This window comes from Erwinia amylovora (assembly GCF_017161565.1).
Taxonomy (GTDB): Bacteria; Pseudomonadota; Gammaproteobacteria; order Enterobacterales; family Enterobacteriaceae; genus Erwinia; species Erwinia amylovora.
Window position 1 is genome coordinate 1158414 of record NZ_CP066796.1, and the last position, 26986, is coordinate 1185399.

Below are 26986 nucleotides of genomic sequence, written 5' to 3' on the forward strand. Positions count from 1 at the left end.
ATGACAGAGCAAGAAATAAAAAAAGTGTCGGTAGTGATCCCGGTTTATAACGAGCAGCATAGCCTGCCAGAACTGATGCGGCGCACCGATGCCGCCTGTGCGCAGCTGACGCTGGACTATGAAATCCTGCTGGTGGATGACGGCAGCAGCGACGACTCCGCTGCGCTGCTGGCGGCAGCGGCCGAAGCGCCTGGCAGCCATATCGTGGCGGTGCTGCTTAACCGCAATTATGGCCAGCACTCGGCGATCATGGCCGGCTTCAGCCATGCCAGCGGCGATCTGGTGATTACCCTAGATGCCGATTTACAAAATCCCCCGGAGGAGATCCCGCGCCTGGTGGCAACTGCGCAACAGGGCTATGACGTGGTGGGAACCGTGCGGCAGAACCGCCAGGACAGCAGGTTCCGCAAATTTGCCTCACGGATGATGAATCATCTGATCCAGCGTACCACCGGCAAAGCGATGGGGGATTATGGCTGCATGCTGCGCGCCTACCGCCGCCATATTATCGATGCGATGCTGCACTGCCATGAGCGCAGCACCTTCATTCCGATTCTGGCAAATACCTTTGCCCGCCGCACCACTGAAATCCCGGTTCTGCACGCTGAACGAGAATTTGGTGATTCCAAATACAGCCTGATGCGCCTGATCAACCTGATGTACGACCTGATTACCAGTCTGACGACCTCGCCGCTACGCCTGCTTAGCGTATTCGGCAGCATCATCGCCATATTGGGGTTCGCTTTTTCCCTGTTACTGATTGCACTGCGTTTGTTCCTTGGCGCGCAGTGGGCGGGGGATGGCGTGTTTGTCCTGTTTGCCGTGCTGTTTATATTTGTCGGCGCACAGTTTGTCGCCATGGGGCTGCTTGGCGAGTATATCGGGCGCATCTATAACGATGTGCGCGCCCGTCCGCGTTATTTTATTCAGCGCGTTGTCAGCCGCAACGCCGATGCTATAAAGGATCAGAAATCATGAAAGCTGTGGTATTTGCCTACCATGATATTGGCTGCACCGGGCTGCGCGCACTGGCTCAGGCGGGTTATCAGATTGCCGCTATTTTCACTCATACGGACGATGCCGCAGAAAATCACTTTTTTGCTTCGGTCGCACGCACTGCCGCACAGCTTGGCGTTCCGGTGTATGCACCAGAGGATGTTAATCACCCGTTATGGATTGACCGCATCCGCAGTATGGCCCCGGACGTCATCTTCTCGTTCCACTACCGCCATATGCTGAATGACGCCATTATCAGCAGTGCCAGCCGGGGTGCCTTTAATCTGCATGCCTCATTGCTGCCGAAGTACCGCGGTCGGGCGCCGCTCAACTGGGTACTGGCCAACGGTGAACGGGAAACCGGCGTCACGCTGCATCACATGGTGAAGCGTGCCGATGCCGGGGCAATCATTGCCCAGAGCAAAGTCCCTATCGCTGACCATGACGATGCGCTGACGCTGCATCATAAAATGTGTGCGGCGGCGGGGGAGCTGCTGGCCAATACGCTGCCGGACATTCGCACTGGCAGTGATGTCGCCCATCCTCAGGACGAAAGCCAGGCCAGCTATGTTGGCCGTCGTACCCCGGAAGATGGCCGTATTGACTGGCAGCTTCCGGCGCAGCGTATTCATAACCTGGTGCGTGCGGTGACCGACCCCTGGCCTGGCGCATTCAGCTTTGTCGGCTCCGGTAAGTTCATCGTCTGGCAGTCAAAAGTGCGTCACGATTATCCAGCGAACAGGCCGGGTACGATCCTTTCTGTGGCACCCCTGGTGGTGGCCTGTGCCGAGGGTGCGCTGGAGATCGTCACCGGGCAGAGCGACAGCGGCGTCTATATGCAGGGCAGCCAGCTGGCTCAGACGCTTGGGCTGGTGGCTGGCGCATGGCTGCATAATCAGCCGGCGGCCGTGTTACAACGGCGTACCCGTGTACTGATCCTTGGAGTGAACGGCTTTATTGGTAATCACCTGACCGAACGCCTGCTGCTTGACGATAACTTTGACGTTTACGGGTTGGATATTGGTTCGGATGCCATCAGCCGCTTTATCGGCCATGAGCGGTTCCACTTTGTTGAAGGGGATATCAGCATTCACTCAGAGTGGATCAAATATCACATCAAGAAATGCGACGTGGTGTTGCCGCTGGTTGCCATTGCCACGCCGATAGAATATACCCGCAACCCGCTGCGCGTTTTTGAACTGGATTTTGAAGAAAACCTGAAGATCATCCGCGACTGCGTGAAATACAAAAAGCGCATTATTTTCCCATCCACATCAGAAGTTTACGGCATGTGTACCGATGCGACCTTTGACGAAGACAGTTCTAATCTGGTGGTCGGGCCGATCAATAAACAGCGCTGGATTTACTCGGTGTCCAAGCAGCTGCTTGACCGGGTTATCTGGGCCTACGGCGATAAAGAAGGGCTGCGTTTCACCCTGTTCCGCCCGTTTAACTGGATGGGGCCCCGGCTGGATAATCTCAATGCGGCGCGTATCGGCAGTTCGCGCGCTATCACCCAACTGATCCTCAATCTGGTGGAAGGCTCACCGATCAAACTGGTTGACGGAGGAGGGCAAAAACGCTGCTTTACCGACATCCACGACGGTATTGAAGCGCTGTTCCGCATCATCGAAAACAGGCAGCACAACTGCGATGGCCAGATTATCAACATCGGTAATGCGGATAACGAAGCCAGCATCAGGCAACTGGCTGAACAGCTGCTGGCCAGTTTTGAGCGCCACCCGTTACGCAACCGTTTCCCGCCTTTTGCCGGTTTCCGTGAGGTGGAAAGCAGCAGTTATTACGGCAAGGGTTATCAGGATGTTGAACACCGCAAACCCTCAATCAGTAATGCGAAACGGCTGCTCAACTGGCAGCCAAAAGTGACGATGGATAAAACCATCGATGACACGCTCGACTTCTTCCTGCAAAACGTTGAGCCAGGAGACGCAGCCCAATGATCGATGTCGGCCTGCGTATCGACGTGGATACCTGGCGAGGTACGCGTGACGGCGTGCCGCGCCTGCTGTCGATATTGCATCGCCAGCAAATCCGCGGCAGCTTCTTCTTCAGCGTGGGGCCGGATAATATGGGCCGCCATTTGTGGCGACTATTAAAACCGCGTTTCCTGTGGAAGATGCTGCGCTCAAATGCTGTCTCTTTGTACGGCTGGGACATTTTACTGGCCGGGACGGCCTGGCCGGGGCGGCGCATTGGTCAGGGGCTGGCGGAAGTGATCCGTGCGACCAGCCAACAGCATGAGATTGGCCTGCATGCCTGGGATCATTTTGCCTGGCAAACCTGGGCAGGAGTTTGGCCGACGGAGCGCCTGAGCGCCGAAATACTGCGTGGCGTGGAAGCACTGGCGCAGATCGCTGGTCAACCGGTCAGCTGTTCTGCCGCGGCCGGCTGGCGGGCCGATGGCCGGGTAGTGGTCGCCAGGCAGCCTTTTAATTTTGTGTACAACAGCGACTGCCGTGGCACCCGGCCGTTTCGGCCGCAGTTACCCGATGGCCGACTCGGTACGGTACAGATCCCGGTCACGCTGCCGACCTGGGACGAAGTGATCGGCAGCGGCGTAAGCCGGGCGGATTACAACGGTTTTATCCTCGACAACATCCTCCGCCACCAGGGTGTACCGGTATACACCATTCATGCCGAGGTGGAAGGCATTGCTCTTAGCGAGATGTTTGCAGATTTGTTAACCGAAGCGCGTCGCCGGGGTATCCGTTTTTGTCCGCTAAGCGAGTTATTGCCGCAGGATGTGGCACAGCTTCCGGTGGGTAAAATTGTACGGGGGAATGTCCCTGGTCGTGAAGGCTGGTTGGGCTGCCAGCAGCTAACCTGAGTGATTGAGCATGAAATACACCCGTTATGCGCTTTTATTACCGCTGTTCTATGCGTTGTTCTATTTGATCCCGCCGGAGTTACGGGCGCTATGGCAGCCGGATGAGTTTCGCTATGCCGAGGTCGGCCGTGAAATGTTGGTGAGCGGCAACTGGGTTGTGCCGCATTTCCTTGATCTGCGCTATTTCGAAAAGCCGGTAGCCGGATACTGGGTTAACAGCCTTGGCCAGTGGCTGTTTGGCAGAAGTCATTTTGCCGTGCGTTCTGGCTCGATTTTCTCCATCACCCTGAGCGCGCTGCTGGTCTACTGGCTGGCACTGCGTATGTGGCAACAGCGTTCCACCGCGCTGCTTTCGGCGGTGGTATTCCTTACCTGTTTGTTGGTCTATGGCGTGGGCACCTACGCCGTACTTGACCCGATAATCACGCTGTGGATGGTGGCGGCAATGTGCAGCTTCTGGCTTGCCGCGCAAACCAGCAGCAGGCTTCAGCGGGTCACGGGCTGGCTGCTGCTGGGGCTGGCGTGCGGCATGGGGCTGATGACCAAAGGGTTTCTGGCGCTGGCGGTACCGCTGGTGGCGATAGTGCCGTGGATGCTCTGGCAGCGCCGTTATCGAGAGCTGCTGCTTTTCGGGCCGCTGGCGATACTGAGCGCGGCCATTATTTCTGCTCCCTGGGCTGTCAGTATTGCGCGCCAGGAACCTGACTTCTGGCACTATTTCTTCTGGGTGGAGCACGTTCAGCGCTTTGCGCAGCCCGATGCGCAGCATAAGGCTCCGTTCTGGTACTATCTGCCGGTGCTGCTGGCCGGAACGCTGCCGTGGCTGGGGTTGCTGCCGGGTGCGCTCCGGCGCGCTTGGCGGGAACGCAGAACCTGCCCCGCTTCGTTTTATCTGCTTTGCTGGGTGGTGATGCCAGTGCTGTTTTTCAGCCTGGCGAAAGGCAAGCTGCCGACCTATATTCTGCCCTGTTTTGCTCCGCTGGCGATACTGCTGGCACATCACGGCGTTAAGGTGGCCGGCACAGAAGGCCGGGCGTTAAGCGCCAACGGTATAATTAATCTGCTATTCGGTTTACTGGGGCTGCTGGCCGTTGTACTGGTGCTGGCCCCGTGGGGAGTGGTTCAGCATCCGCTTTATGCACGTTCTGAGCTGTTCAAGGTGCTGCTGGCCGCGATCGCGTTCCTGTGGTGGGCGCTAACCGGCTTAGTCAGCCTGGCAGACGGCGCAAGATACTGGCGGCTGGCTGCGTTATCTCCGTTGGCGCTGGCATGGGTTATGGCGGCCGCCATCCCCGATCGGATAATTGACTCCAAACAGCCGCAGTCATTTATCGCCGCGATAAATCAGAAGCTACAACATAGTCGTTACGTGCTGGGTAATGAAGTCGGCGTGGCTTCTGCGCTGGCATGGGAGCTGCAACGCAGCGATATCCTGTTGTTCAGTCAGCAGGGTGAACTGAAATATGGCCTGAGTTATCCCGACGCAAAAGGGCGGTTTATCGCCAGTGAGGATTTTCCCAACTGGCTGAAAGAGCACCGCCGGCTGGGCAGCGTATCGCTGGTGATGAAGCTGTCTGATGAAAACAGCCAGCTTGATGAGCGCATCCCGGTGCCAGATCAGAAGTATCAGCGCGGCCGGCTGCGACTGGTTTACTACTCATGGCAACCATGAACACTTTGCTGATTATCCTGGCCAGTCTGCTCAGTTGCGCGGGGCAGCTATGCCAGAAGCAGGCTACCCACCAGCGTAGTGGTCGCCGTGTTATGCTGATATGGCTGGCGATCGGCATTTTTTTGCTGGGGCTGGCAATGTTGCTGTGGCTGCGGGTACTGCAGACGGTGCCGGTTGGCGTAGCCTACCCGATGCTAAGCCTGAATTTCATTTTTGTTACCCTGGCCGCGCGCTGGCTATGGCGTGAAAGCTTTTCACTGCGCCAGGCGATCGGCGTGCTACTGATTGTGGCTGGCGTAGCCATAATGGGGAGCTACACCTGATGGGGCTACTATTTGCGTCAGCCAGCGTTGTGCTGGTGAGCCTCGCACAGCTGTTATTGAAATGGGCAATGGTGCAGCTGCCTGATATCAGTCAGCTGCCGGAGTTTCTTTCTGCGCCAGGCAATATGCCGGTGCCAACAGCGGCGCTGTTGCTGGGACTGCTGGTCTACGGGCTGTCGATGCTGTGCTGGTTGCTGGCGCTGAAACGTATGCCGCTAGGCCGCGCTTATCCGTTGCTCAGCGTGAGCTATCTGTTGGTATGGCTGGCCGCACTGTGGCTGCCAGGCATCAACGAAGCTTTTCTCTGGGGCAAGCTGGCTGGGGCAAGCCTGATCGTTGGCGGGCTGCTGTTGCTGTGCTGGCCGGCGGCAAAAGCGCGCTGACAGAACGCTTCCGGATAGCAGTAACAGTTCCGCGCAGGCGGTGCCGAAAATGAAGGTTTGCCGATCCAGCCCGGCGGGCGAGATAAACAGAGATAAAAAAACGCCCGTAAAGGGCGCTTATCATCATGCAAATTAAACTTAACGGCGGCCCAGCAACTTAGCTGCCAGGAAGCCGACACCGGCGGCGATAGCCAGTGATACCAGCGGTGCATCCTGAGTTTTCGTTTTTACGCAGTCCAGCGCATCATCAACAGCATAAGAGGCTTTTGCCGCGTGCTGGCGTACTTTGCCTTTCAGTTCATGCTCCGGCGAGTCTACGGCTTTGCCCAACTCTTCCTGACCTTTGCCGACGGCTTCTTGTGCTTTATCGTTAGCTTTATCAAACAGACTCATTGTGCCTCCTTTGATGGCATGACTTCTCTCAATCAGAACTGTAAGCGTAGACCATCGCTCGAATTTTGCCGCAACGTTTTTGTGTAAAAATATGACCAGGCGGCAGTTTTTATTGGCTGAAGCGGTTGACGGCGCCGCGGTGGTTTCTGGTGGTGAAGTAGGGCGAACCCGGCGGTTCGCCCTGGCGAATATCAGTGATAACCGGCGTCCGCCTTGATTTTGCCGCGGAAAACGTAATAACTCCAGAAGGTGTACACCAGGATCACCGGAATGATCAGCAGGCCGCCGACCAGCATAAAGCCCTGGCTCTGCGGCGGCGATGCAGCGTCCCAGATAGTGATGGCTGGCGGAATGATATTCGGCCAGATGCTAATGCCAAGTCCGGTAAAGCCAAGAAACATCAGCGCCAGCGTCAGCAGGAATGGCGTGTAGTGCGCATGGCGGCTTAACGCGCGCCAAAGCCCCCAGCCGGCCGCCAGCACCAGTACCGGCACCGGCATAAACCAGAACAGGTTGGGGCGGCTGAACCAGCGTTGCATAATGTCCGCGTGCGCCAGCGGTGTCCAGACGCTGACGATGGCAATCACCGCCAGCAGGGCGATCAGCAATGGCTTAGTCAGCGCGGTCATTTTGCGGTGCAACTCATTTTCCGTTTTCATAATAAGCCAGGTGCTACCCAACAGGGCATAAGCCAGCACCAGCCCCACGCCGCAGAACAGGTTAAACGGCGTCAGCCATACCAGTTCCGGGCCGCTGTAGGTGCGGCCAGTGACCTCCAGACCGTTAATCACCGCACCCAGTACCACGCCCTGGCTGAAGGTGGCAACGAAAGAGCCGCCGATAAACGCTTTATCCCAAAAAGGGCGATGCTCCTCGGTGGCCTTGAAGCGAAATTCAAATGCCACGCCACGGAATATCAGGCCGATCAGCATAATCGTCAGCGGGGCAGCCAGTGCATCGGTAATCACCGCATACGCTAACGGGAAAGCACCAAACAGGCCAGCGCCGCCGAGGATAAGCCAGGTTTCGTTGCCGTCCCATACCGGGGCAACGGTGTTGACCATCATGTCGCGCTCAACCGGATCTTTGTTAAACGGAAAAAGGATACCAATCCCGAGATCGAAGCCATCCATGATGATATACATCAGGGTGGCGAAGATGATGATAGTAAACCAGATAACTGAGAGATCGATTCCCACTTTACTTATCCTCCTGCTGCGACGTTAATTTTTCCTGCACTGCAGACAGCGGGCGTGCTGGAGTATGGGAAGTGCCTGGACCGCCATCCGGTGTGTGACCGCCTTCACCTTGCTGCGGGCCTTTCCTGATCAGGTTAGCGAGGTAGGTATAACCAATGCCAAACACGCAGAAATAGACCACCAGGAAGACAATCAGGCTGATGCTCATCTGCAGGGTGCTGTGCAACGATACGGCATCACGGGTGCGCAGCAAGCCATAAATCACCCACGGCTGACGGCCTATCTCGGTAGTGATCCAGCCTGCGACCAGCGCAATCAGGCCCGATGGCCCCATTAGCAGCACGAACCACAGGAACGGACGCGACGTATAAAGGCGTTGTCCACGACGCATCCACAGGCTAAGCACGCCGACCAGGATCATCAACATCCCCAGCGCGACCATCACGCGGAATGACCAGAACACCACGGTGGAGTTGGGGCGATCTTGTGGCGGGAAGCTTTTCAGGGCCGGAATTTGTTTGTCAATGCTATGGGTGAGGATCAGGCTACCGAGGTAGGGAATTTCCAGCGCGTACCGGGTGCGCTCTTCCTTCATATCCGGCAGGCCGAACAGGATAAGCGGGGTGGCTTCTCCCGGCTGGTTTTCCCAGTGTCCTTCAATCGCCGCAATTTTTGCTGGCTGGTGCTCAAGCGTATTCAGACCATGCGCATCCCCGATCATTGCCTGTATTGGCGAGACGATCAGCGCCATCCACAGCGCCATCGACAGCATTTTACGTACTGCCGGGGTGTCATTTTTACGCAGCAAATGCCAGGCGGCGGATGCGCCGACAAAGAATGCGGTGACCAGGAACGCTGCAACGGACATATGCAACAGGCGGTAAGGGAATGAAGGGTTGAAGACAATTGCCAGCCAGTCGGTCGGTACGACGATGCCGTTTTGCAGAGCATAGCCCTGCGGGGTTTGCATCCAGCTGTTTGAAGCGAGGATCCAGAACGTAGAAATAAGGGTGCCGATCGCCACCATGCAGGTGGCGAAGAAGTGCAGGCCACGGCTGACACGGTTCCAGCCAAACAGCATTACGCCAAGGAAGCCTGCTTCAAGGAAGAACGCTGTAAGCACTTCGTAAGTCAACAGTGGGCCGGTTATGCTGCCGGCAAACTGCGAAAAGCCGGCCCAGTTGGTGCCAAACTGATAGGCCATCACCAGTCCGGAAACCACGCCCATACCGAAGTTGACGGCGAAAATTTTCGACCAGAAATGGTAGAGGTCACGATATACCTCGTTTTTTGATTTCAGCCACAGTCCTTCCAGCACGGCCAGGAAGCTGGCCAGGCCGATGGTGATAGCCGGGAAGAGGATGTGGAAGGCGACAGTAAAACCGAACTGTATCCTGGCAAGATGAAACGCATCTAATCCAAACATTGCTTACCTCGTTCTAACATAAACTGCCTATATTTTTTTACCCACGGTTAATAAAGATATGACATTTTCAGCATCAGGGAGGTCATTAACATGGGACTTCTCATCGAAGCGTTGATCCTAAAACCAAAGCTTATGAAGAAGTAGCTACAGTAATATTGATTCGGGGTATAACAGTAGCGATTAATACGAGTAATTGTTTCGCGACGAGGTTAAATATTAGTGCTGTAATGTTAAAATTACATTCCATCTTGATGCTTTAATGTAATATTTATGTGTTTTACGGGCCTTTGAACATCTGGTTTGTGTCATCTGTTAAGCTGCTTTCCCTGCTACCTGAAATGATGATTCTTCAGTATTTCCAGCCATTGACAGGTTCAACGGAAATTAAAGTTATTAAAAGAAGATACTAACGTCTTAATGATATAACAAGCCGGAGATATCGCACGGTTTTTAGCAAGGATGTTGTAGGGGTGTTACGCGTTTGCCTACTAAATTCACGCTCACTCATTCCGTCTGGGGTTGGTAATTTCACTCTACAGGCGCGCGGGTGGTGCTAAGAATTGGCCTGTAAATGTTAAGGTTTTCATACCCAAAAATATTTATTTAGAATTATTTTTTTACAAAAAAAGACATTTTTTTGGGTTTTACCTGTTTGAAATCAAAAAATCACCTATTCATGCACGGCATAACGCAGAGGCTCACAGTGAGTTACAGATTTATAACTGCCTTAACTTAGTGCGGTGACTGCGCCTGATAGTGATGGATCCTGAGATAACGGGTGACTCGCTTACGCTGCTTAGTTGTCTGGCACGGGCAGTCCCGGCCCGGGCAATATGGCGATCGTGACGGCGGCTATACGCCAGGCACGTTTACCCGCACTGGTACTGGCAGCTGGGGTGATCGGTAGATCGTTGCTGGTGGCCAGCGCGGGTCAATCTTGCTGCAAATAAAGGGGCATTTGCCCTGTTTTTACCGCGGTGGGGTTAAAACAAGTTTTTCTCTGCTCGAACAGCATGAGCGGGTGAATATGCCTCATTAGCGACTGTGGCAGAGCACAGGCCCGGTACGGTGCTTAACTTATTCTCGTTTATGCGCAAAGACCGAATAACTGGGTGATTTTCACAACGGTTATTGCTAATTCTGCCCGCTGCCAGATATATTATTGCATTGATATTTCGGTATTTTTTACTAAAGCCAAATTTTCTGAGATAAAAACCTCTCTTCAGGACAAACTCAGCATGCAAAGTGAACACAGCGAAACCAGTCCTGCACCATTTCTGGATTTGACGGCTATCCCTGCCGATATACTTCAGCTGGGCAAGCGGTTGGCAGATACAAAATATCAGATCGATGTGCTGGGAAAACAGGGCTGGGGGGAGCTGACGGGAAATTTGCACGGCCTGGAGGCCGGCGGTGAATGGAACGGCCCGGATGATGCTTTAACCTTCTTTAGTAAAATTCTTCCGTTTGCCGCCTTGCCGTCTGAAAACGCACCTCCGGGCATCTGGCAGGTGCCGGTTGAACGGGTAATTGGCCGCAGCTGGCGCTGGTGGCCAGAGCACCTTACTGGCAACAGTGAAGAGAAATTGCGTGAACACCTTGCCGGAGACCACGCTGCTGACGGCACGTCGTATTATTTTATTTCTTCGCTGGCATTGCTGCTTGCGGTGCAGGGACAAAGCCGGGTTAACTACTGCCGACAGCGCCATATCCCCTTTATCACTGCCAGAGTTACCGGGTTAAATTACCCACCTGCCGACCGCTTCAAGATTTACCATGTAACTAAAGGGGCTACCCGACAAAGTTGGGTGGTACTCAACGACCGTTATTTGCAGGCGGTTCACTGGCCGCGCATCACCTTACCGGTGCTTACCCGTTATGGTGTCCAAAGCGACCGCTGGCCGCAAAAATTCCCGGCCACTGACCTTATTTTCGCCGAGCTGCACCATCCGCAGGCCGCTCAGGATTTTATCGCTCCCTGTGTTGATTTACAGGCGCTTCAGCAGAAGATCGATGCCGCAAATCAGGCGGCAAAGTTAGCAGCGAAGCCGACAAGAATGGCCATAGGTTATATGGGTATCGTCAATATCTGGCCAGTAAGTATCACGCTGACAGGCATTTTTCTGCTTTCGCTGATCATGACAGGAATGACAGCGGGAGAAGGCTGGCCAGGGCTGCTCAGTTTGCTGGTTTGCGCGATGTCAGCCAGCATGCTGCTGTTTCTGGTTGCCCCGGTTTTTCAGGTACGCCAAAATTCGGGCAACATGAGCACAATGCGTGTGCAAGAGTCATTGACTGAATCGACGAAATACCCGCAGCCACCGACAGAAACAGCCTAAAATCGTTTGTTGACGCTGGTTATCTCTGTTGTCGAAACGGCTGCCCTGACTTCTTTGTGCCGCTGACGGCGTTTGTGCCACTGCTTTTTTGCCAGGGGGCGGTTAAATCGACTTACAGCGAGTATTTTGATCTGTTGTAGCCAGATGGGGCGGGGCGTATTGTTCGTCTCCTGTTACCATAAGTTGCATTATCGATGCGATTGGGCGAAGCCCGCATTGATCATCTGCTCTCGTATTGCGTTTGCAATAACACGATTACCGCCGGTCACCGGAAAGACGACATTATTAATAACATCATCAAGGTAGTGCTCACTGAATTCCTGCCGGGTCAGTTGAGTACCTCCTTCATCGTTAATGGCAATCGATCCCTGGATATGGTCGCCTGCATTATCCGCTTTGATACAGTAACGACCCATACTGGTATTTATAGTGCTCATAATCACTCCTGGTCACGTTTGCGTCTCAGTGGAAAAGGCAGCAGGTGAGTCCATAACCATTCTGATAAGTTTAACGACTCAGCTCACACTTCTCTAAGAATGCGCGTAACAAAAATAGAAGATCGTGACCGCTGTCGATAAAATATTTTTATTTGATAAATACGCTCTGTTACCCGGCGAGCGTGACCTCAATATCGTGTGTTCTCAGTTCCTGCCGCGCGCTATCCGGCAGTTGGGCATCGGTAATGATGTGGTCAAAACGGGTGAGAGGCAGCGCGAGGAAGGTGGCTATTTTATTGTATTTTGAGCTGTCGGCCAGCAGTACACGTTTACTGCTGATTTCACTTACCGTACGCTTTATGGCAATTTTTTCTTCGTCAGGGGTGAATATGCCCCGCATGCCCCAGCAAGAAGCGGAAATGAACGCAATATCTAACGAAAGTCCGCGTATTGTCTGAGCCGCCGCTTCCCCAACGCAGGAGCGATTGTTTCGACATAATTTGCCACCTGTATGGATCATTCGACACTGGCTGCTGTCAATCAGCAGGTTGGCGATGACGAAATCATTGGTCACGATCAGCAGATCGTCTCGTATTCCCAGTTCACGAGCCAGCGCCAGCGTGGTGGTGCCGGCATCCAGGTAAATACAGCTGTTATGCGGTATATTGCGTGCGGCGGCAGCACCAATTGCCTGTTTCTGCAGACTGTACATGCTGGTTTTATCCAGGTACGAAGGTTCGCTGGAGAGCCGCTCGGTTGAGCGCACCCCGCCGGAAACCAGCAGTACGGCTCCCTGTTCTTCCAGTTTTTGCAGATCGCGACGGATCGTCATATGAGAGACGGCCAGCCGTTCGGATAACTCAGCAATACTTACCACGCCACGCAGCTGCACCAGCGCGACTATTTGTTGATGACGTTCAACCGGGATCATGACTACTCCTGAGGGTTTGACAGAGAATCTCAGCCAAAGTGTAAAGAGCGGCCCGGCGCTGTGCACCAAAATTTTCAGCTATTTTAAGAGCAGGGGATCGCGGCCCAATCGCGTGTGCACAAGCATTATCTCTTTGAATATCAACAGAAAAAAAAGTGAAGAACACCATTCTTGTTGTTGTTGATTTTTGTGAAATAACCCTTGCCTGTGTTATCTGATGTGAAGTTTATCACTAATAAAAGCGGATGCGGTCGCTGCAGCTAACATATTACAACAAATAATCACCAGAATTAATATGGGGGCCTGTGTCTAAAGCAACTTCATTGTATGCCTGTGCGATTGGCCCTGGCTCAGTGGCCATGGGGGCAGCGCAATCTGTTTTTAACGCGGGCCTTGAAATTTGGGGTGTAGAACTTCATCAGCAGGCTTTGCAAACCCAGCGCGACAGCGGGGAGCAAGGGGCAGATACTCGTGCCGATACTGTTGCCACCGACCCGTATGCGGTGTTGCGGCTAATGGTTAATGCGGCTCAGGTCAAGCAGATCCTGTTTGCAGAAAGTGGTCATGCCGCACGATTAACATCGGGTACGGCAGTGATGGTCTCTGCTATCTTGTCTTCACAGGATGCACAGCACATTGAACAGCAGCTGACAGCGCATCAGCTGATTGTGACGGATGATCCGGTGTCTGGCAGAGCAGTGAAAGCGGCAAAAGGCGAGATGACGCTGATGGCATCAGGCAGTGACCGGGCTTTTGCACAGCTGCAGCCGATGCTGGCTGCGGTTGCGTCTAAAGTCTACCGTATCGGCAGTGAAACTGGCCAGGGTGCAACGGTGAAGATGATCCACCCGTTACCGGCCGGTGTGCATATCGCTGCTGGTGCAGAAGCGACAGCGCTGGCTGCCCGAGCCGGTATCCCCCTTGCTACTTTGTTTGAGGGGGTAATAACCGCAGCGGGGAACGCCTGGATGTTCGAAAACCGCACGCGTCACGTTGTCGATGGTGACGGCTCGCCAACGTCAGCGGTTGATATTTTTGTCAAAGACCCCGGACTGATGATCAACACGGCCAGAGAGCGGCGCTTTCCGCCGCCGCTGGCATCCACTGCGTTAAATATTTCCACCTCTGCCAGCAATGCGGGCTGTGGTCGCGAAGATGACAGCGCGGCCATCAAAATTTTCAGCGGTATCTCTCTGCCAACCCAACCGGAGTCTGAATAATGCGTCTGGGAGTGATTGCGGATGATTTTACCGGAGCAACGGACATTGCCAGTTTTCTGGTGCAAAACGGCATGTCCACCGTGCAGTTTAACGGTGTGCCTGCTGAAGCTCGTCAGATTAGCGCGGATGCGCTGGTGGTCAGCCTGAAATCCCGTTCATGCCCGCCTGAAAAAGCGGTAAACGATTCGCTGCAGGCGCTGGTTTGGTTGCAACAGCACGGCTGTGAGCGCTTCTACTTTAAATACTGCTCGACATTCGACAGTAGCGCCAAAGGCAATATTGGCCCGGTAACCGATGCGTTGCTGCAAGCACTCGGCGAATCTCAGACTGTGCTTTCCCCGGCGTTACCCGTTAACGGTCGTACCGTTTACCAGGGCCATCTGTTTGTAAAGGATCAGCTGCTGGGTGATTCGGGTATGCGCCATCATCCGCTAACGCCCATGACCGAAAACAGCCTGTTACGCCTGATAGAAGCCCAGGCCAGCGGCAAAGCTGGCTTGATCTGCAGCCAGACCATCGACCGGGGAGCGGAGGCGGTGCGGGCGGCGCTGGGTGCGCTGGCTGAGCAGGGCATAAACTATGTAGTGCTGGATGCACTGCACGAGCAGCATCTGTTAACTCAGGGCGAAGCGCTAAGCGATATGCGGCTGCTGACCGGGGGATCCGGCCTGGCCATTGGCCTGGCGCGTTGGTGGCAGAGAGGTGCACCAGACCGCTGCCATACGCAGGCGGCAGGTGCGCCGCAAGGGCAATATGCCGTGGTGATTTCAGGCTCGTGCTCAGAGATGACGCAGCGCCAGGTGGCGCGCTATCGTCAGCAGGCGGCCGCGCAACGTATCGATGTTGAACGCGCCCTACATCAGCATGAGGCTTATGTCAGGGAGCTTTGTGACTGGGTCGTACAGCATAAGGAAGATGTGCTGGCACCCCTGCTTTATGCCACCGCCGGACCGGACCGGCTGCGATCTGTTCAGCAGCGTTTCGGTGCAAAGCGCAGCAGCGACGCGGTCGAACAGCTGTTTGCCGCCGTAGCACGCGAGCTACAGCAGCGTGGCTGGCAGCGCTTCATCGTCGCCGGGGGCGAGACCTCAGGCGTGGTAACACAGTCGCTGGCGATAGACGCTTTTTATATCGGCCCGGCTATCTCACCCGGCGTACCTTGGGTACGTGCGGTACAGCAGCCGGTATCACTGGCGCTGAAGTCCGGGAATTTTGGCGGCGAAGATTTCTTTGCACAAGCACAGAGGGAGTTTTCAGTATGACGGAACAGCACGCGCGCGAAGAGATGATTCAGCTGGGGGCCTCTTTTTTCCGGCGCGGTTATGCCACCGGTTCGGCTGGTAATCTGTCGATGCGTCTTGCCGATGGCACGCTGCTGGCGACGCCAACCGGTTGTTGCCTCGGGGAGCTTAAGGCGCAGCGTTTATCAAAAGTGACGGCGCGAGGGGAATGGATCTCCGGGGACATACCTTCAAAAGAGATTAGCTTCCATCGCGCCATATATTCGAATAAACCTGACTGCGGGGCGATTGTGCATCTGCACTGTCTGTATTTAACGGCACTTTCCTGTCTGCAAGGGCTGGATGCTGAAAACTGTATTCGTCCCTTCACGCCGTATGTGGTGATGCGCGTTGGCGCGGTGCCTGTGGTGCCTTATTACCGCCCTGGCGACGTGCGACTGGCCGAAGATCTGGCGCAGTTAGCACCTCATCATAAGGCGTTTCTACTGGCCAATCACGGCCCGGTGGTGGTGGGGGAAACTCTGCGTGAAGCGGCGGATAATGCCGAAGAGCTGGAAGAGACAGCCCGGCTGATATTTACCCTGGGCGACCGCCCGATACGCTACCTTAACGCTGACGAAGTGGCCGAATTAAGGAGCTGAATATGCCTAAGTTTGCTGCCAATTTATCGACCCTGTTTACCGAAATCCCGTTCCTGCAACGTTTCGAAGCTGCGGCAAAAGCCGGGTTTCGCGCTGTGGAATTCCTCTTTCCCTACGACTATCAGCTCGCAGAATTAAAGCAGGCGTTAACCCGTCATCAGCTGGAACTGGTGTTATTTAATACCGCACCTGGTGACACAGCTGCCGGAGAGTGGGGCGTTTCCGCTATTCCCGGTCGTGAAGCTGAAGCCCGACGTGATATCGACCGCGCACTGGAATATGCGCTTGCGCTTGAAAGCCACCAGGTACACATTATGGCAGGGGTGGTGCCAAAAGACGCAGATCGCGAAGCTTATTGTCGAACCTTCATCGACAATGTGCGCTACGCCGCTGAACGTTTTGCCCGGCACGATATCCGCATTTTACTCGAAGCACTCAATCCCGAAACCAAACCTGACTATCTTTACTCCAGCCAGTATCAGGTGCTGGAGATGGTAAAGCGCATAGACCGGCCAGGGGTTTTCATTCAGCTCGATCTGTATCACGCGCAGCTGGTGGACGGTAACCTGAGCCATCTGATCGTTAACTACATCGGTCGTTATCAACATATCCAGATTGCCTCAGTGCCGGACCGCCATGAGCCGGATGAAGGTGAAGTTAATTTTCCCTGGCTGTTTGAACTGCTCGACAGCAGCGGTTATCAGGGCTGGATTGGCTGCGAATATTTTCCGCGCACCACCACGCTGGCTGGGTTAGGCTGGCTAACCGCTTTTAATTAAACACAACCTCTCTCGATCAACGCGGCGGGCTACGGCTCGTGGCGCGGGTTGTTGCGGCCGTGATCGGACCACAACAGCGCGAAGCCGGCTGTGAATGCGCCTCAGGCGTGCAAAACAATAAAATCCTGTGAGGTCAATTAAACGACTAAGGCCCTGTTGTTAAGCGCTGCCGTAGGCAGCGTACCGATATTGCTGCTGGTGATTAAAGCCAAAGTGCATCCGTTTGTTGCTTTGCTGGTGGTTAGCCTGCTGGTCGCGATGGCACCGGCATTCCGGCTGATAATAACCTGCAGGCGAACGTTGCCGGGGGCTGGGATCGGTCACCACTGGTATTACGTTGGGTGCGTTGGCGGGAGCAATCATTGAGTTTTCCGGCGGGGCGGAAGTACTGGCACAGCGCCTCGGTGAAAACAAAGCGTTGCGGCGCTTAACTTAAGCATTCCCGTCTTTTGTGATGTCGTGGCGAGATTGACAACCAGCAGCCAGTCACTCAGGCGGTCAGTGGCCTGAGTGACTGGCTGCTGGTACTGGTTACGCTATCCGCTTGTTTTGGCGGCCGGGGGCTGCCACATATGAACGATGCGGAGTTTTGGCTGGTTACCCGCTTTCCTGACCAGTCCGCCGCTGACGGGCTTAGAACCCGGACCGTGCTGACCCCGGTGATGGCATTCACCGGATTTACATAAGATGGCTTTTGACTTTACCGCGGGAGAGTGATTATCAAAAGCAAAGAATAAATTACGGGGAGTAAATCTAATCCTGTCATGCACTTACTTGAAAAAGTCTTGGCGGATTTAACACTGAGTGAGGCAACGAACTGAAGATGACGGTGGATTATGGCGAAGGTTTGATTTCAAATCTACTGACTAACATCGGCGTGTCTGACTTATTTTCTAAAACTGAAACGGGATCCCCGTCTTGTCATCCGTAGTCCGGCCCCGATCTACCCTTCTGCAGAGTTAACGGTTCACGATGCTAAAGCGCTAAACGTTGCTGCCTGAGGAACTGAAGCAGCGGTATGCGCATGCTTGTTACATCATGAATGTTGCAGTTTGACGCTGTAACAGCGCTCGGCGGCATTGTGGATATCTGTTTTTCCACAGGCTGCCCTTATAGCCGGTGAGCGAACTGAAAGGTCAGCGACATTCATGCATTTATGACAGGCAGCGCAGATAGCGCCGTGATGTTCACCGTATCGGTCACCGCGCTTTGTGAAAATAAATCTGCGACAACCACATCTGCTGCACCTTAGCATCTTCATCCCCCTTGCTTACCATGCAAACGATTTCTTCAGAAATATCTTAACAAATTTTATACAGAGATCCATAAATAAAATTTACTAAAAAAGCCAGGGGCGCTATTCACGCAACATGATGTTAATTAGCGATTTATTAATAAAAAATGTATTCTCAACGCGCTTTTTGGCGCTGGATTACATAAAAATCATGGGTTTTAATGATCCAGATCAACTAATACGAGCGAGGAGTGATGGCGCAAAAAGAGCATAAACATGCTGTCCGCTGGAAACTTTTTTTCGTTGGTTTAGAATCCGCAGGGACGAGGTGTTACGGATTTGACTTATCTAACGAAATCATAATGATTAGTTGATAGAGGTTACTGATAAGTCAGGCTAATCGACTGTTCAAGGTGCGTTTAGGCCACTTTTTTATAATTGAGAAATAACATGGCCCGACATGCGCGGCCTTTTTGTGTGCTGTGTCACACATTTTCCAGGGAGCTGTAAAACCACAATGAAACTCAAATCCGTCCTGTACTTACTGATGCTGCTCAACTGTCTGGGGCTGAAGAGTGCTCATGCGGCCACTTTGGTGCACGGAATTTCCACAAGCTGGCATAGCTTCAGCAATAGTGTTAGCCAGACGTGGAACGAACCGCAAACCTTTGACCTGTATATGCCTGCCCTCACCTGGCATAACCGCTGGACTTACGATGCAGACAAAATCGACAGATACAATGAACGTCCCTGGGGAGCCGGCGGCGGCATGTCACGTTATGACGAAAAGGGCAACTGGAACGGTATCTATCTGATGGCATTTAAGGACTCCTTTAACAAATGGGAGCCAATTGGCGGTTACGGCTGGGAAAAGACCTGGCGTCCGTTAAACGATCCCGATTTTCATTTCGGGCTGGGCTATACCGCCGGGGTGACGATGCGCGATAACTGGAATTATATTCCCATTCCGTTGCTGTTACCCTTAGCTTCAATAGGTTATGGGGCTGCAAATTTTCAAATGACATATATTCCAGGAACTTATAACAACGGTAACGTCTATTTCGCCTGGCTGCGCTGGCAGTTCTGATCGGGATAGGCTGGCGAGAAGATAAGGTATGAAAAAAAAAAACGATATTTATCACTTTTTCTTCGTCGGCGACTGGACAAAAGCCTCCGCAATTGCTGTACTAACTAGCGACACAGTTTAGTGTCCATTTTTCATGTAAAGGTAATATTGATGTCTAAGATTAAAGGTAGCGTTAAGTGGTTTAATGAGTCCAAAGGATTCGGTTTCATTACTCCTGAAGATGGTAGCAAAGATGTGTTCGTACACTTCTCTGCCATCCAGAGCAACGGTTTCAAAACTCTGGCTGAAGGTCAGCGCGTAGAGTTCGAAATCACCAACGGTGCCAAAGGCCCATCTGCTGCTAACGTTGCCGCTATTTAAGTTATCAGATAGAATTTTAAAACCCGCCTGATGGCGGGTTTTTTTTATCTGCGATTCGGTGACCGGGGTGGCCTGACGCTAACCTATCCGCCCTGAATCACTAACGGCTAAAAAACTGCACCAGCCAGATACCCGTTGCAACACCTGTTATCACCGTGGCAAGACATTCGTTTCGGGTGCGCGGCAGCCAGATCATCTTATTAATCCTGTTCGACCAAAAGATAGCCAGTCTAATGTGATAATATTAAGGAAACATTAAATTAAGTGACAGCAGGCAGGGGATGTGGTGGCGCAAAGATGAGCCACAGAAACTGAGATTTTGCTTTGCTCATCCTCGCTGCTATGCTGTTAAGCAGCTTATATGCTGGTCATAAACTTCTCCGTGCGCTCCTTAACTCGCGCTGCGGAGAGCCAGCAAATCGCGGCGTCAGGAGAAATTCATAGTGAAAGTGGCTTTAGGCCAGTTCGCGGTTAAACGCGAGTGGCAGGAAAATGCCGATATCTGCCTCGGTTTGATGGATCAGGCGCATCAGCAAGGTGCTCGCTTACTGGTATTGCCGGAGGCGGTGTCAGCTCGTGATATTGCCGACCCGGAATGGGGTATAAAAGCCGCACAATCTGTCGACGGGCCGTTTCTGCGGTTGCTATTGGCTGGCAGCCTGTCTGATACCCTGACGACCGTGTTCACCGTGCATGTGCCGGATGGTGACGGGCGTGTTGTCAACGCGCTGGTTGTCATTCGCCAGGGCAGGATTATAGCCCGCTACGATAAGTTGCATCTTTATGATGCATTTACTTTGCAAGAATCGCGCAGCGTGACTGCGGGCGATGGCATACCGCCGCTGGTGGATGTCGATGGGATCAACGTCGGACTGATGATCTGCTATGACATCCGTTTCCCGGAACTGGCACGGCGACTGGTGTTGGACGGCGCTGACCTGCTGGTGCTGCCTTCTGCCTGGGTCAGAGGGCCGCTTAAAGAGATGCACTGGCAGGTTATGGTCAGCGCGCGCGCGCTTGAAAACACCTGTTATGTTGCAGCGGCAGGGGAATGCGGTCCGCGTAATATCGGTAACAGCATGGTGGTTGATCCGCTCGGGGTCATTGTTGCTCAGGCTGCGGAGGGGCCGGCGCTGGTGGTGGCCGAAATCGATGCGCAGCGGATCGCCGAAGCCCGCCGCGCTCTACCGGTTCTGGCAAACAGGCGCTTTGCTCCACCGCAGCTGTTATAAACATATTTTGTTACAGCACCGGCTTGAATTGCTTTCTTTAGCGAGTGTAAATACCTGTGTTTTGAGACCGTATTGACGGTCGGTTTGCTTACAGAAGGTAGAAAATGGAAGGTATCAGTCTTGCTAAATTATTGATCGTCGGTGCGTTAATTGTCCTGTTATTTGGCACAAAAAAATTGCGCACTCTTGGTGGGGATCTGGGATCGGCGATTAAAGGCTTTAAAAAGGCAATGAATGACGATGACGGCGGCGCACGCCACACCGGCTCAGACGAAAAAAAACCGGGCAGGTAGCTGATAAAGAGTCACTGGGCAGTAAAAAAAACGGATGACTGAAAAGTCATCCGTTTTTTTTCGCCAGCGGCGTTATTTTACTTCCAGCCCTTTAGCCTGCATATCGGCATGATATGATGAGCGCACAAACGGCCCGCATGCCGCATGGGTAAAGCCCATGTCTACGGCCGCTGCTTTCATTTCGTCAAATTCCGCTGGGCTGACATAGCGTTGAACCGGCAAATGGTGGCGGCTGGGCTGAAGATACTGGCCAAGGGTCAGCATGGTAACGCCGTGGCGGCGCAGATCGCGCATCACTTCAACGATCTCAGCATTGGTTTCACCCAGTCCAACCATCAAACCTGATTTTGTGGGGATTTCCGGGTGAGCTTCTTTAAAGCGCTCCAGCAGCTTCAGCGACCAGTCGTAATTCGCGCCGGGTCGCACCTGGCGGTAGACGCGTGGAACGTTTTCCAAATTGTGGTTAAACACATCCGGCGGCGTGGCGGTGAGTATCTCCAGTGCGCGATCCATACGCCCACGGAAATCCGGCACCAGCGTTTCGATTTTGATCGACGGGTTTTTTTCCCGAATAGCGCTGATACAGTCAGCAAAGTGTTGAGCGCCGCCATCGCGCAGGTCATCACGGTCCACCGAGGTAATAACCACATAGCGCAAGGCCATATCGGCGATAGTCTGTGCCAGTTTACCCGGCTCGCTGGCGTCCGGTGCCATCGGCCGACCGTGTGCTACGTCGCAAAACGGGCAACGCCGGGTGCAAATGGCCCCAAGGATCATAAAAGTGGCCGTACCGTGGTTAAAACACTCAGCAAGGTTAGGGCAGGAAGCCTCTTCGCAAACGGAGTGCAGACCATTTTTCCGCATCGCAGCTTTGATTCCCTGGATACGGCTGGAGTCGGCGGGCAGCTTGATTTTCATCCATTCAGGCTTACGTAAAATTTCCTTACGTTCAGTCGCCACGGTTTTCACCGGAATCAACGCCATTTTGTCTGCATCGCGGTATTTGACACCGCGTTCCATCACGATCGGTTTACTCATATTCTTGCTGGTTCCAGGTTGGAATGCGACAGCCACTGGTTTCAGAATAACGCAGCCGTAAAACACTCAATGTGTTGGTGATTTTCAACTTTATTTGATGAAGCGCGTAAATTATATCACCTCATCGCAGCAGATTCAGCCTGACCTTGCGAGAAAGCGTTGCAGAATTGTAAAGCCGCTTCAGCGTTTTCTCAGATTACGGCAGTTGGGTGCTTTCGCTCCAATAAATGTCGCTAATTGCCAGCTGTCGGGTAAAGTTGGCAATTAATACCGGCTGTACTTCAGTCAGCGTTACATCTGGCTGTTGCTGCGCCAGCTGGGTCATCTTCAGGCCGGCATAACCACAGGGATTGATACGACCGAACGGCGTTAGATCCATATTGACGTTGAGCGCCAGGCCATGAAACGAACAGCCCTGGCGGATGCGCAGGCCAAGCGAGCAGATTTTTTTTTCATCCACATAGACGCCTGGCGCATCGGCGCGCGCGGTGGCGTTCACGCAAAAAGCCGCCAGCGTGTCGATGACCGTCTGCTCGATTGCTGAAACCAACTGACGCACGCCCATTTTTCGCCGTTTCAGATTGATCATCACATACATCACCTGCTGACCCGGCCCGTGGTAGGTGACCTGGCCGCCCCGGTCGCTCTGCATCACCGGAATATCGCCGGGCATGAGCAGGTGTTCGCTTTTTCCCGCCTGTCCCTGGGTGAACACCGGAAGATGTTCCACCAACCAGACTTCATCTGGTGTTTGATCATTACGCTGGTCGGTAAACTGGTGCATGGCAAGGGAAACGGGCGCCCAGGGCTGCAGGCCCAGCTGGCGGATAATCAGAGTATCTGGCGACAAAACGGGCAGTCCGGTTGGATAAAGAGGCAGGCAGTATATCGCTGGTGCAGGGCAAGAACCAGCTTGCCCCATATCATTGCTTACAGCACCATTCGTACAATTTCGATGTTACCCAATTCTTCATAAAGGGTTTCCACCTGTTCGATATGCGTTGCGGTAACGGTGATGGATACAGAATGATAGTTGCCTTTGCTACTGGGCTTGACCTCTGGAGAGTAATCACCCGGGGCATGACGTTGCACCACTTCAACCACCTGATCGACCAGCTCAGGCTGTGCCAGTCCCATCACTTTATAGGTAAAAGACGTAGGGAATTCGAGCAGTTCTTTGAGATTGGTTTTCATTTAGACTCCGGTGACACCACTAAGGCTCCCGCCACAGCGGGAGTTTACAAATAAAAGACTGGGTAGATAGCTGACAATATGGGGATACTGGCAATGAATTTCAAGCGATGTACGCTGACGATGCGCCAGGGACCGATCGCCGATCGGTCCTTCAAAGCGCAGCGGATTAACCAAACCAGTGATGGAACATGAGCTTGATGTAGTCAACGATACGACCAAAGAAACCGCCTTCAGGCATATCATTCAAAATCACCAGCGGATGCTGTTCAATGGTTTTGCCGTCCAGCTGGAAGTTGATGGTGCCAATGACCTGATTTTTCTGCAAGGGTGCATGCAGTTCGGTGTTGCTTAGCGTATAGCTGGCTTTCAGATCCTTCATCCGGCCGCGCGGGATGGTGAGGTAAACGTCTTTTTCAACACCCAGTTGAACGCGGTCGCTGTTGCCAAACCATACCGGTTCTGAAGCGAACTCTTTACCAGCCTTGAGCGGTGCCACGGTTTCAAAGAAACGGAAGCCCCAGGTCAGCAGCTTTTTGCTTTCGGTTTCGCGACCTTTATAAGTATGGCCACCCATCACCGTCGAGATCAGGCGCATCTGCTGGCCTTCAGTCGCAGAGGCAACGAGGTTATAGCCCGCAGACTCTGTGTGGCCAGTTTTGATGCCGTCAACGTTAAGGTTGGTGTCCCAAAGCAGACCGTTTCGGTTCATCTGGCGAATATTGTTAAAGGTAAACTCTTTCTCATGATAGACCGCATATTCATCAGGCACATCACGGATCAGTGCGCGGCCAATCAGCGCCATATCGCGCGCAGAGCTGTACTGACCTTCGGCATCCAGGCCATGCACCGTCTGGAAATGCGTGTTTTGCAGGCCCAGGGCCTTTACGTAGTTGTTCATTAGTCCAACAAACGTATCCTGGCTGCCGGCAACATAATCGGCCATTGCCACACAGGCATCGTTGCCTGATTGCAATACTATCCCGCGCGTCAACTGAGAAACCGGCACGCGGTCGCCCGGCTTAAGAAACATCAGGGAGGAACCTTTGAATACCGGGTTGCCGGTTGCCCAGGCATCTTTACCCACGGTAACCCTATCATCCTGGTGAATTTTACCCGCCTTTATCGCCTGGCCGATGACATAGCTGGTCATCATTTTCGTCAGGCTTGCCGGGTCGCGGCGCGCATCAGCATTCTTTTCTGCCAGCACTTTCCCTGAGTTGTAATCGATCAGAATATAGGCTTCCGCGTCAATTTCTGGCACGCCCGGGATCATGGTTTTGATGTTGACATCGTCGGCATAGGCGACAACGTTGAGGCTGAGAGCAATCAGCATGCCTGCAGTCAGGCGTTTAAGCAGTCGGGACGAGTTCAGATTGTTCATGTTAAGGACGATAACATCCATTGGCCAGGTTAATAAAAGTGACTCACTATAGCAAAATCATTCATTTTCGGCCTGCTTAATCTGGCAGACCGCAAGAATTACATTGCGCCAGGTGCGACGGTGATAAACGATTGTTGCTGCGCTTCATTCGCCAGCCGCTGCTGTAGTACAGCCGCCTGCTGACGTGAGCTGAAACGGCCCAGCTGTACGCGATAAATGTTGCCACGGCTTTCTACCGTCCCGGCAACGCCAAAGCGCTTGCCGAGACTGGTCGCCATTTGACGGGCGTTTTCTGGGTTGTTGAGTGCACCGACCTGCACCACATAGTTACCGCCGGCAGCTGTGGATGCGGCAGCAGGCGCTTTGGCCGCAGCGGAGGTGGGCGCAGATGCAGTGACTTCAGGCTCGCTGCTTTCAAGTACGCCGCGTTGTAACGGCTGCGCGGCACCCAGGAAGCCGCTGCTGCGGACCGGTGCACCCATCGCGTCGTCACTATTGCTAAGCGTTGCGTTGTCCAGCGGATGCGCCTCTTGCTGTGGGCTGGAGCCTTGCGCCGGTTGCACCGTCGGCGCAGATACCGCCACGCCGCCGCCGTTGCCAGGGATGCCGCCGCCAATATCCGGGCGCGATGGCAGAGCGTAGCTCTGTTTCGCCACCGTCGTACCGATGGTTCCAGGGCCTGACAGCGATCCGTCCGCCGCGACGCTGATATAGTCGATACGTACCCGGGTATTATTAGAGGTATTCAGCCGATCAGCCGCTGCCCGCGACAGATCGATAATGCGTCCCGGCGTGTAAGGCCCCCGGTCATTGACGCGGACAACAATCATACGGCCGTTGGCCAGATTAGTGACGCGCACGTAGCTGGGTAACGGCAGTGTCGGGTGCGCTGCGGTCATCGCATTGGCATCAAACCGTTCACCCGTGGCCGTCTGGTTGCCAGCCTTCTCGTCACCGTACGAGGTGGCGATGCCAGTCTGGCTGAAGTTTGACGGGTCTTTGACAATTTTGTAGCCAGTACCGTTGACCGTATAATCCTGTGCGGTCGCCGGGTTAACCGGTTCATATTGCGGTTCAGCACCGCCGATCTCTACCACAGGGCCGTTATAGGCCGGTTGCTGCTGTGTGACCGGCGCCTGCTGGTCGTTGTCAGTGCTACAGGCAGTCAGCAATGCTGATGCCAGCGCGATACCAAGCCAATCCTTACGCATGTTAATGCCTCTTAAACGCTCTTTGACAACAATTTTCGATGGGTATGAATCGACATAATGATACCAAATCCGGCCATCAGAACGATAAGCGCGGACCCCCCGTAACTGACCAGCGGCAGCGGTACCCCGACCACCGGCAGGATGCCGCTTACCATGCCAATGTTCACAAAAACATAGACAAAGAAGATCAGCATCATTCCCCCCGCCATCACGCGACCGAAGGTAGTCTGCGCGCGTGCGGCCATCACCAGGCCGCGCAAAATCAGCATGACGTAGAGTATCAGCAGAACCAGCACTCCGACCAATCCTAATTCTTCAGCCAGCACGGCGAAGATGAAGTCTGTATGGCGTTCAGGCAAAAACTCAAGTTGAGACTGAGTCCCGTGCAGCCAGCCTTTGCCGCGCAGCCCGCCGGAACCAATAGCAATTTTGGACTGGATAATATGATAACCGGCTCCGAGCGGATCGCTTTCCGGGTCCAGCAGCATCATCACACGGTCACGCTGATAGTCATGCATCAGGAAGAACCACAAAACAGGGATAAACGCCGCCACCAGCAACACCGCTACCGCAATCAGTTTCCAACTCATTCCCGACAGGAACAGCACAAACAGACCGGAAGCGGCAATGAGAATGGAGGTCCCCAGGTCAGGCTGTGCCGCTACCAGCAGTGTTGGCAGGAAGATCAGGATCAGGGCAATAGCGGTATTTTTTAGCGTTGGCGGGCAAACGTCGCGGTTGATAAAGCGCGCCACCATTAGCGGCACGGCAATTTTAGCTATCTCCGATGGTTGAAACCGCACCACGCCGAGATCCAGCCAGCGCTGTGCGCCCTTGCTGATTTGGCCAAAGGTGTCAACCGCAATCAGCAGCACAACGCACAGGATGTACAGATAGGGCGCCCAGCCTTCATAAACGCGGGGCGGGATCTGCGCCATCACCAGCATCACGATAACCCCCATGCAAATCTGAGCGAGTTTACGCTCCATCATGCCCGGATCCTGCCCGCTGGCACTCCACATCACCAGCGCGCTGTAGACCAGCAGCGCGGCGATAATAAGACAAAATAGCGGATCAATATGGATACGGGCCCAGATTGTTTTTTTCTGATGGCTACTGCTCATAACC

28 protein-coding genes are annotated in these 26986 nt (G+C 53.8%); 17 read left to right on the forward strand and 11 right to left on the reverse strand.

Going from position 1 to position 26986, the window contains the following annotated elements; genetic code table 11:
- The 6 genes from arnC to arnF are packed head-to-tail and all read left to right on the forward strand — an operon-like array spanning position 1 to position 6222.
- A complete protein-coding gene (gene arnC, locus JGC47_RS05375; RefSeq protein WP_024015194.1) occupies positions 1-978 on the forward strand; it encodes an undecaprenyl-phosphate 4-deoxy-4-formamido-L-arabinose transferase in 978 nt (325 codons plus the stop codon).
- Positions 975-2957: a bifunctional UDP-4-amino-4-deoxy-L-arabinose formyltransferase/UDP-glucuronic acid oxidase ArnA gene (gene arnA / locus JGC47_RS05380; protein WP_004156581.1), complete on the forward strand. Its 1983-nt coding sequence runs from the start codon at positions 975-977 to the stop codon at positions 2955-2957. Before arnC ends, arnA begins: the two co-directional genes overlap by 4 nt.
- A complete protein-coding gene (gene arnD, locus JGC47_RS05385) occupies positions 2954-3844 on the forward strand; it encodes a 4-deoxy-4-formamido-L-arabinose-phosphoundecaprenol deformylase (protein ID WP_004156582.1) in 891 nt (296 codons plus the stop codon). The genes arnA and arnD overlap by 4 nt, the downstream gene beginning before the upstream one ends.
- Positions 3845-3854: 10 nt before the next feature.
- Positions 3855-5516 (forward strand): lipid IV(A) 4-amino-4-deoxy-L-arabinosyltransferase, encoded by a 1662-nt coding sequence (gene arnT / locus JGC47_RS05390; protein WP_004156583.1) that lies wholly within the window; start codon positions 3855-3857, stop codon positions 5514-5516.
- Complete coding sequence (gene arnE, locus JGC47_RS05395; RefSeq protein WP_004156584.1) at positions 5504-5839, forward strand: 4-amino-4-deoxy-L-arabinose-phosphoundecaprenol flippase subunit ArnE; 336 nt, start codon at positions 5504-5506, stop codon at positions 5837-5839. The genes arnT and arnE overlap by 13 nt, the downstream gene beginning before the upstream one ends.
- A complete protein-coding gene (arnF, locus tag JGC47_RS05400; RefSeq protein WP_004156586.1) occupies positions 5839-6222 on the forward strand; it encodes a 4-amino-4-deoxy-L-arabinose-phosphoundecaprenol flippase subunit ArnF in 384 nt (127 codons plus the stop codon). Before arnE ends, arnF begins: the two co-directional genes overlap by 1 nt.
- Before the next feature lie 138 nt (positions 6223-6360).
- Here arnF and JGC47_RS05405 read toward each other — a convergent pair whose 3' ends face one another.
- From JGC47_RS05405 to JGC47_RS05415, 3 genes are all read right to left on the reverse strand, one after another.
- Entirely contained in the window at positions 6361-6615 is a 255-nt protein-coding gene (locus JGC47_RS05405; RefSeq protein WP_004156587.1) for a glycine zipper domain-containing protein, read from the reverse strand.
- 191 nt (positions 6616-6806) lie between these two features.
- On the reverse strand, positions 6807-7814 hold the full coding sequence (gene cydB, locus JGC47_RS05410; RefSeq protein ID WP_004156588.1) for a cytochrome d ubiquinol oxidase subunit II: 1008 nt from the start codon (positions 7812-7814) through the stop codon (positions 6807-6809).
- 1 nt (position 7815) lies between these two features.
- Positions 7816-9240, reverse strand: a complete 1425-nt coding sequence (locus JGC47_RS05415; protein WP_004156589.1) for a cytochrome ubiquinol oxidase subunit I — start codon at positions 9238-9240, stop codon at positions 7816-7818.
- Positions 9241-10478: 1238 nt separating this feature from the next.
- Between JGC47_RS05415 and JGC47_RS05420 the strand changes: the two genes are divergently transcribed.
- Positions 10479-11579, forward strand: coding sequence for a hypothetical protein (locus JGC47_RS05420; protein WP_004156593.1), 1101 nt, complete (start codon positions 10479-10481; stop codon positions 11577-11579).
- A 188-nt stretch (positions 11580-11767) separates the two neighbouring features.
- Here the strand turns inward: JGC47_RS05420 and JGC47_RS05425 are convergent, their stop codons facing one another.
- Both JGC47_RS05425 and ygbI read right to left on the reverse strand, forming a co-directional pair.
- Positions 11768-12016, reverse strand: coding sequence for a hypothetical protein (locus JGC47_RS05425; protein WP_004156596.1), 249 nt, complete (start codon positions 12014-12016; stop codon positions 11768-11770).
- A 169-nt stretch (positions 12017-12185) separates the two neighbouring features.
- Entirely contained in the window at positions 12186-12947 is a 762-nt protein-coding gene (ygbI, locus tag JGC47_RS05430; RefSeq protein WP_004156597.1) for a DNA-binding transcriptional repressor YgbI, read from the reverse strand.
- Between the two features lie 305 nt (positions 12948-13252).
- On the opposite strand from ygbI, the gene ltnD reads away from it, so the two are divergent.
- From ltnD to tatE, 10 genes are all read left to right on the forward strand, one after another.
- Positions 13253-14167, forward strand: a complete 915-nt coding sequence (gene ltnD / locus JGC47_RS05435; protein ID WP_004156598.1) for an L-threonate dehydrogenase — start codon at positions 13253-13255, stop codon at positions 14165-14167.
- The gene (gene otnK / locus JGC47_RS05440) at positions 14167-15429 is read left to right on the forward strand and encodes a 3-oxo-tetronate kinase (RefSeq protein WP_004156599.1); all 1263 of its coding nucleotides are present in this window, start codon (positions 14167-14169) and stop codon (positions 15427-15429) included. Before ltnD ends, otnK begins: the two co-directional genes overlap by 1 nt.
- Positions 15426-16049 carry a 3-oxo-tetronate 4-phosphate decarboxylase gene (gene otnC, locus JGC47_RS05445; RefSeq protein ID WP_004156600.1) on the forward strand — a complete coding sequence of 208 codons (624 nt, stop codon included), beginning with the start codon at positions 15426-15428 and terminating at the stop codon, positions 16047-16049. The genes otnK and otnC overlap by 4 nt, the downstream gene beginning before the upstream one ends.
- A 2-nt stretch (positions 16050-16051) precedes the next feature.
- A complete protein-coding gene (locus JGC47_RS05450; RefSeq protein WP_004156603.1) occupies positions 16052-16828 on the forward strand; it encodes an HPr family phosphocarrier protein in 777 nt (258 codons plus the stop codon).
- Between the two features lie 198 nt (positions 16829-17026).
- Complete coding sequence (locus JGC47_RS05455; protein WP_229023891.1) at positions 17027-17194, forward strand: hypothetical protein; 168 nt, start codon at positions 17027-17029, stop codon at positions 17192-17194.
- Between the two features lie 161 nt (positions 17195-17355).
- A complete protein-coding gene (locus JGC47_RS05460) occupies positions 17356-17514 on the forward strand; it encodes a GntT/GntP/DsdX family permease (RefSeq protein WP_274597123.1) in 159 nt (52 codons plus the stop codon).
- A gap of 1065 nt (positions 17515-18579) precedes the next feature.
- A complete protein-coding gene (pagP, locus tag JGC47_RS05465; RefSeq protein WP_013035937.1) occupies positions 18580-19149 on the forward strand; it encodes a lipid IV(A) palmitoyltransferase PagP in 570 nt (189 codons plus the stop codon).
- A gap of 150 nt (positions 19150-19299) precedes the next feature.
- Positions 19300-19509, forward strand: a complete 210-nt coding sequence (gene cspE / locus JGC47_RS05470; protein WP_004156612.1) for a transcription antiterminator/RNA stability regulator CspE — start codon at positions 19300-19302, stop codon at positions 19507-19509.
- Positions 19510-19952: 443 nt separating this feature from the next.
- Positions 19953-20741, forward strand: coding sequence for a deaminated glutathione amidase (locus JGC47_RS05475; RefSeq protein WP_004156613.1), 789 nt, complete (start codon positions 19953-19955; stop codon positions 20739-20741).
- 104 nt (positions 20742-20845) lie between these two features.
- Positions 20846-21034, forward strand: coding sequence for a twin-arginine translocase subunit TatE (gene tatE / locus JGC47_RS05480; RefSeq protein WP_004161917.1), 189 nt, complete (start codon positions 20846-20848; stop codon positions 21032-21034).
- Between the two features lie 72 nt (positions 21035-21106).
- Here tatE and lipA read toward each other — a convergent pair whose 3' ends face one another.
- From lipA to mrdB, 6 genes are all read right to left on the reverse strand, one after another.
- Positions 21107-22072, reverse strand: coding sequence for a lipoyl synthase (gene lipA, locus JGC47_RS05485; protein WP_004156615.1), 966 nt, complete (start codon positions 22070-22072; stop codon positions 21107-21109).
- A gap of 196 nt (positions 22073-22268) precedes the next feature.
- Positions 22269-22922: a lipoyl(octanoyl) transferase LipB gene (gene lipB, locus JGC47_RS05490; protein WP_013035938.1), complete on the reverse strand. Its 654-nt coding sequence runs from the start codon at positions 22920-22922 to the stop codon at positions 22269-22271.
- Between the two features lie 80 nt (positions 22923-23002).
- Positions 23003-23266: a DUF493 family protein YbeD gene (ybeD, locus tag JGC47_RS05495; protein ID WP_004156617.1), complete on the reverse strand. Its 264-nt coding sequence runs from the start codon at positions 23264-23266 to the stop codon at positions 23003-23005.
- Between the two features lie 166 nt (positions 23267-23432).
- Complete coding sequence (dacA, locus tag JGC47_RS05500) at positions 23433-24647, reverse strand: D-alanyl-D-alanine carboxypeptidase DacA (protein ID WP_013035939.1); 1215 nt, start codon at positions 24645-24647, stop codon at positions 23433-23435.
- Positions 24648-24745: 98 nt separating this feature from the next.
- The gene (gene rlpA, locus JGC47_RS05505) at positions 24746-25858 is read right to left on the reverse strand and encodes an endolytic peptidoglycan transglycosylase RlpA (protein ID WP_004156619.1); all 1113 of its coding nucleotides are present in this window, start codon (positions 25856-25858) and stop codon (positions 24746-24748) included.
- An 11-nt stretch (positions 25859-25869) separates the two neighbouring features.
- A complete protein-coding gene (mrdB, locus tag JGC47_RS05510) occupies positions 25870-26982 on the reverse strand; it encodes a peptidoglycan glycosyltransferase MrdB (protein WP_004156620.1) in 1113 nt (370 codons plus the stop codon).
- Positions 26983-26986 lie beyond the last annotated feature (4 nt).

What these genes read in the sequence shown, in the direction of transcription:
- arnC (WP_024015194.1), top strand. Translation starts at nt 1, where the DNA reads ATGACAGAGCAAGAAATAAAAAAAGTGTCGGTAGTGATCCCGGTTTAT.
- arnA (WP_004156581.1), top strand. Translation starts at nt 975, where the DNA reads ATGAAAGCTGTGGTATTTGCCTACCATGATATTGGCTGCACCGGGCTG.
- arnD (WP_004156582.1), top strand. Translation starts at nt 2,954, where the DNA reads ATGATCGATGTCGGCCTGCGTATCGACGTGGATACCTGGCGAGGTACG.
- arnT (WP_004156583.1), top strand. Translation starts at nt 3,855, where the DNA reads ATGAAATACACCCGTTATGCGCTTTTATTACCGCTGTTCTATGCGTTG.
- arnE (WP_004156584.1), top strand. Translation starts at nt 5,504, where the DNA reads ATGGCAACCATGAACACTTTGCTGATTATCCTGGCCAGTCTGCTCAGT.
- arnF (WP_004156586.1), top strand. Translation starts at nt 5,839, where the DNA reads ATGGGGCTACTATTTGCGTCAGCCAGCGTTGTGCTGGTGAGCCTCGCA.
- JGC47_RS05405 (WP_004156587.1), bottom strand. Translation starts at nt 6,615, where the DNA reads ATGAGTCTGTTTGATAAAGCTAACGATAAAGCACAAGAAGCCGTCGGC.
- JGC47_RS05415 (WP_004156589.1), bottom strand. Translation starts at nt 9,240, where the DNA reads ATGTTTGGATTAGATGCGTTTCATCTTGCCAGGATACAGTTCGGTTTT.
- JGC47_RS05420 (WP_004156593.1), top strand. Translation starts at nt 10,479, where the DNA reads ATGCAAAGTGAACACAGCGAAACCAGTCCTGCACCATTTCTGGATTTG.
- JGC47_RS05425 (WP_004156596.1), bottom strand. Translation starts at nt 12,016, where the DNA reads ATGAGCACTATAAATACCAGTATGGGTCGTTACTGTATCAAAGCGGAT.
- ygbI (WP_004156597.1), bottom strand. Translation starts at nt 12,947, where the DNA reads ATGATCCCGGTTGAACGTCATCAACAAATAGTCGCGCTGGTGCAGCTG.
- otnK (WP_004156599.1), top strand. Translation starts at nt 14,167, where the DNA reads ATGCGTCTGGGAGTGATTGCGGATGATTTTACCGGAGCAACGGACATT.
- otnC (WP_004156600.1), top strand. Translation starts at nt 15,426, where the DNA reads ATGACGGAACAGCACGCGCGCGAAGAGATGATTCAGCTGGGGGCCTCT.
- JGC47_RS05450 (WP_004156603.1), top strand. Translation starts at nt 16,052, where the DNA reads ATGCCTAAGTTTGCTGCCAATTTATCGACCCTGTTTACCGAAATCCCG.
- pagP (WP_013035937.1), top strand. Translation starts at nt 18,580, where the DNA reads ATGAAACTCAAATCCGTCCTGTACTTACTGATGCTGCTCAACTGTCTG.
- cspE (WP_004156612.1), top strand. Translation starts at nt 19,300, where the DNA reads ATGTCTAAGATTAAAGGTAGCGTTAAGTGGTTTAATGAGTCCAAAGGA.
- tatE (WP_004161917.1), top strand. Translation starts at nt 20,846, where the DNA reads ATGGAAGGTATCAGTCTTGCTAAATTATTGATCGTCGGTGCGTTAATT.
- lipA (WP_004156615.1), bottom strand. Translation starts at nt 22,072, where the DNA reads ATGAGTAAACCGATCGTGATGGAACGCGGTGTCAAATACCGCGATGCA.
- ybeD (WP_004156617.1), bottom strand. Translation starts at nt 23,266, where the DNA reads ATGAAAACCAATCTCAAAGAACTGCTCGAATTCCCTACGTCTTTTACC.
- dacA (WP_013035939.1), bottom strand. Translation starts at nt 24,647, where the DNA reads ATGAACAATCTGAACTCGTCCCGACTGCTTAAACGCCTGACTGCAGGC.
- rlpA (WP_004156619.1), bottom strand. Translation starts at nt 25,858, where the DNA reads ATGCGTAAGGATTGGCTTGGTATCGCGCTGGCATCAGCATTGCTGACT.
- mrdB (WP_004156620.1), bottom strand. Translation starts at nt 26,982, where the DNA reads ATGAGCAGTAGCCATCAGAAAAAAACAATCTGGGCCCGTATCCATATT.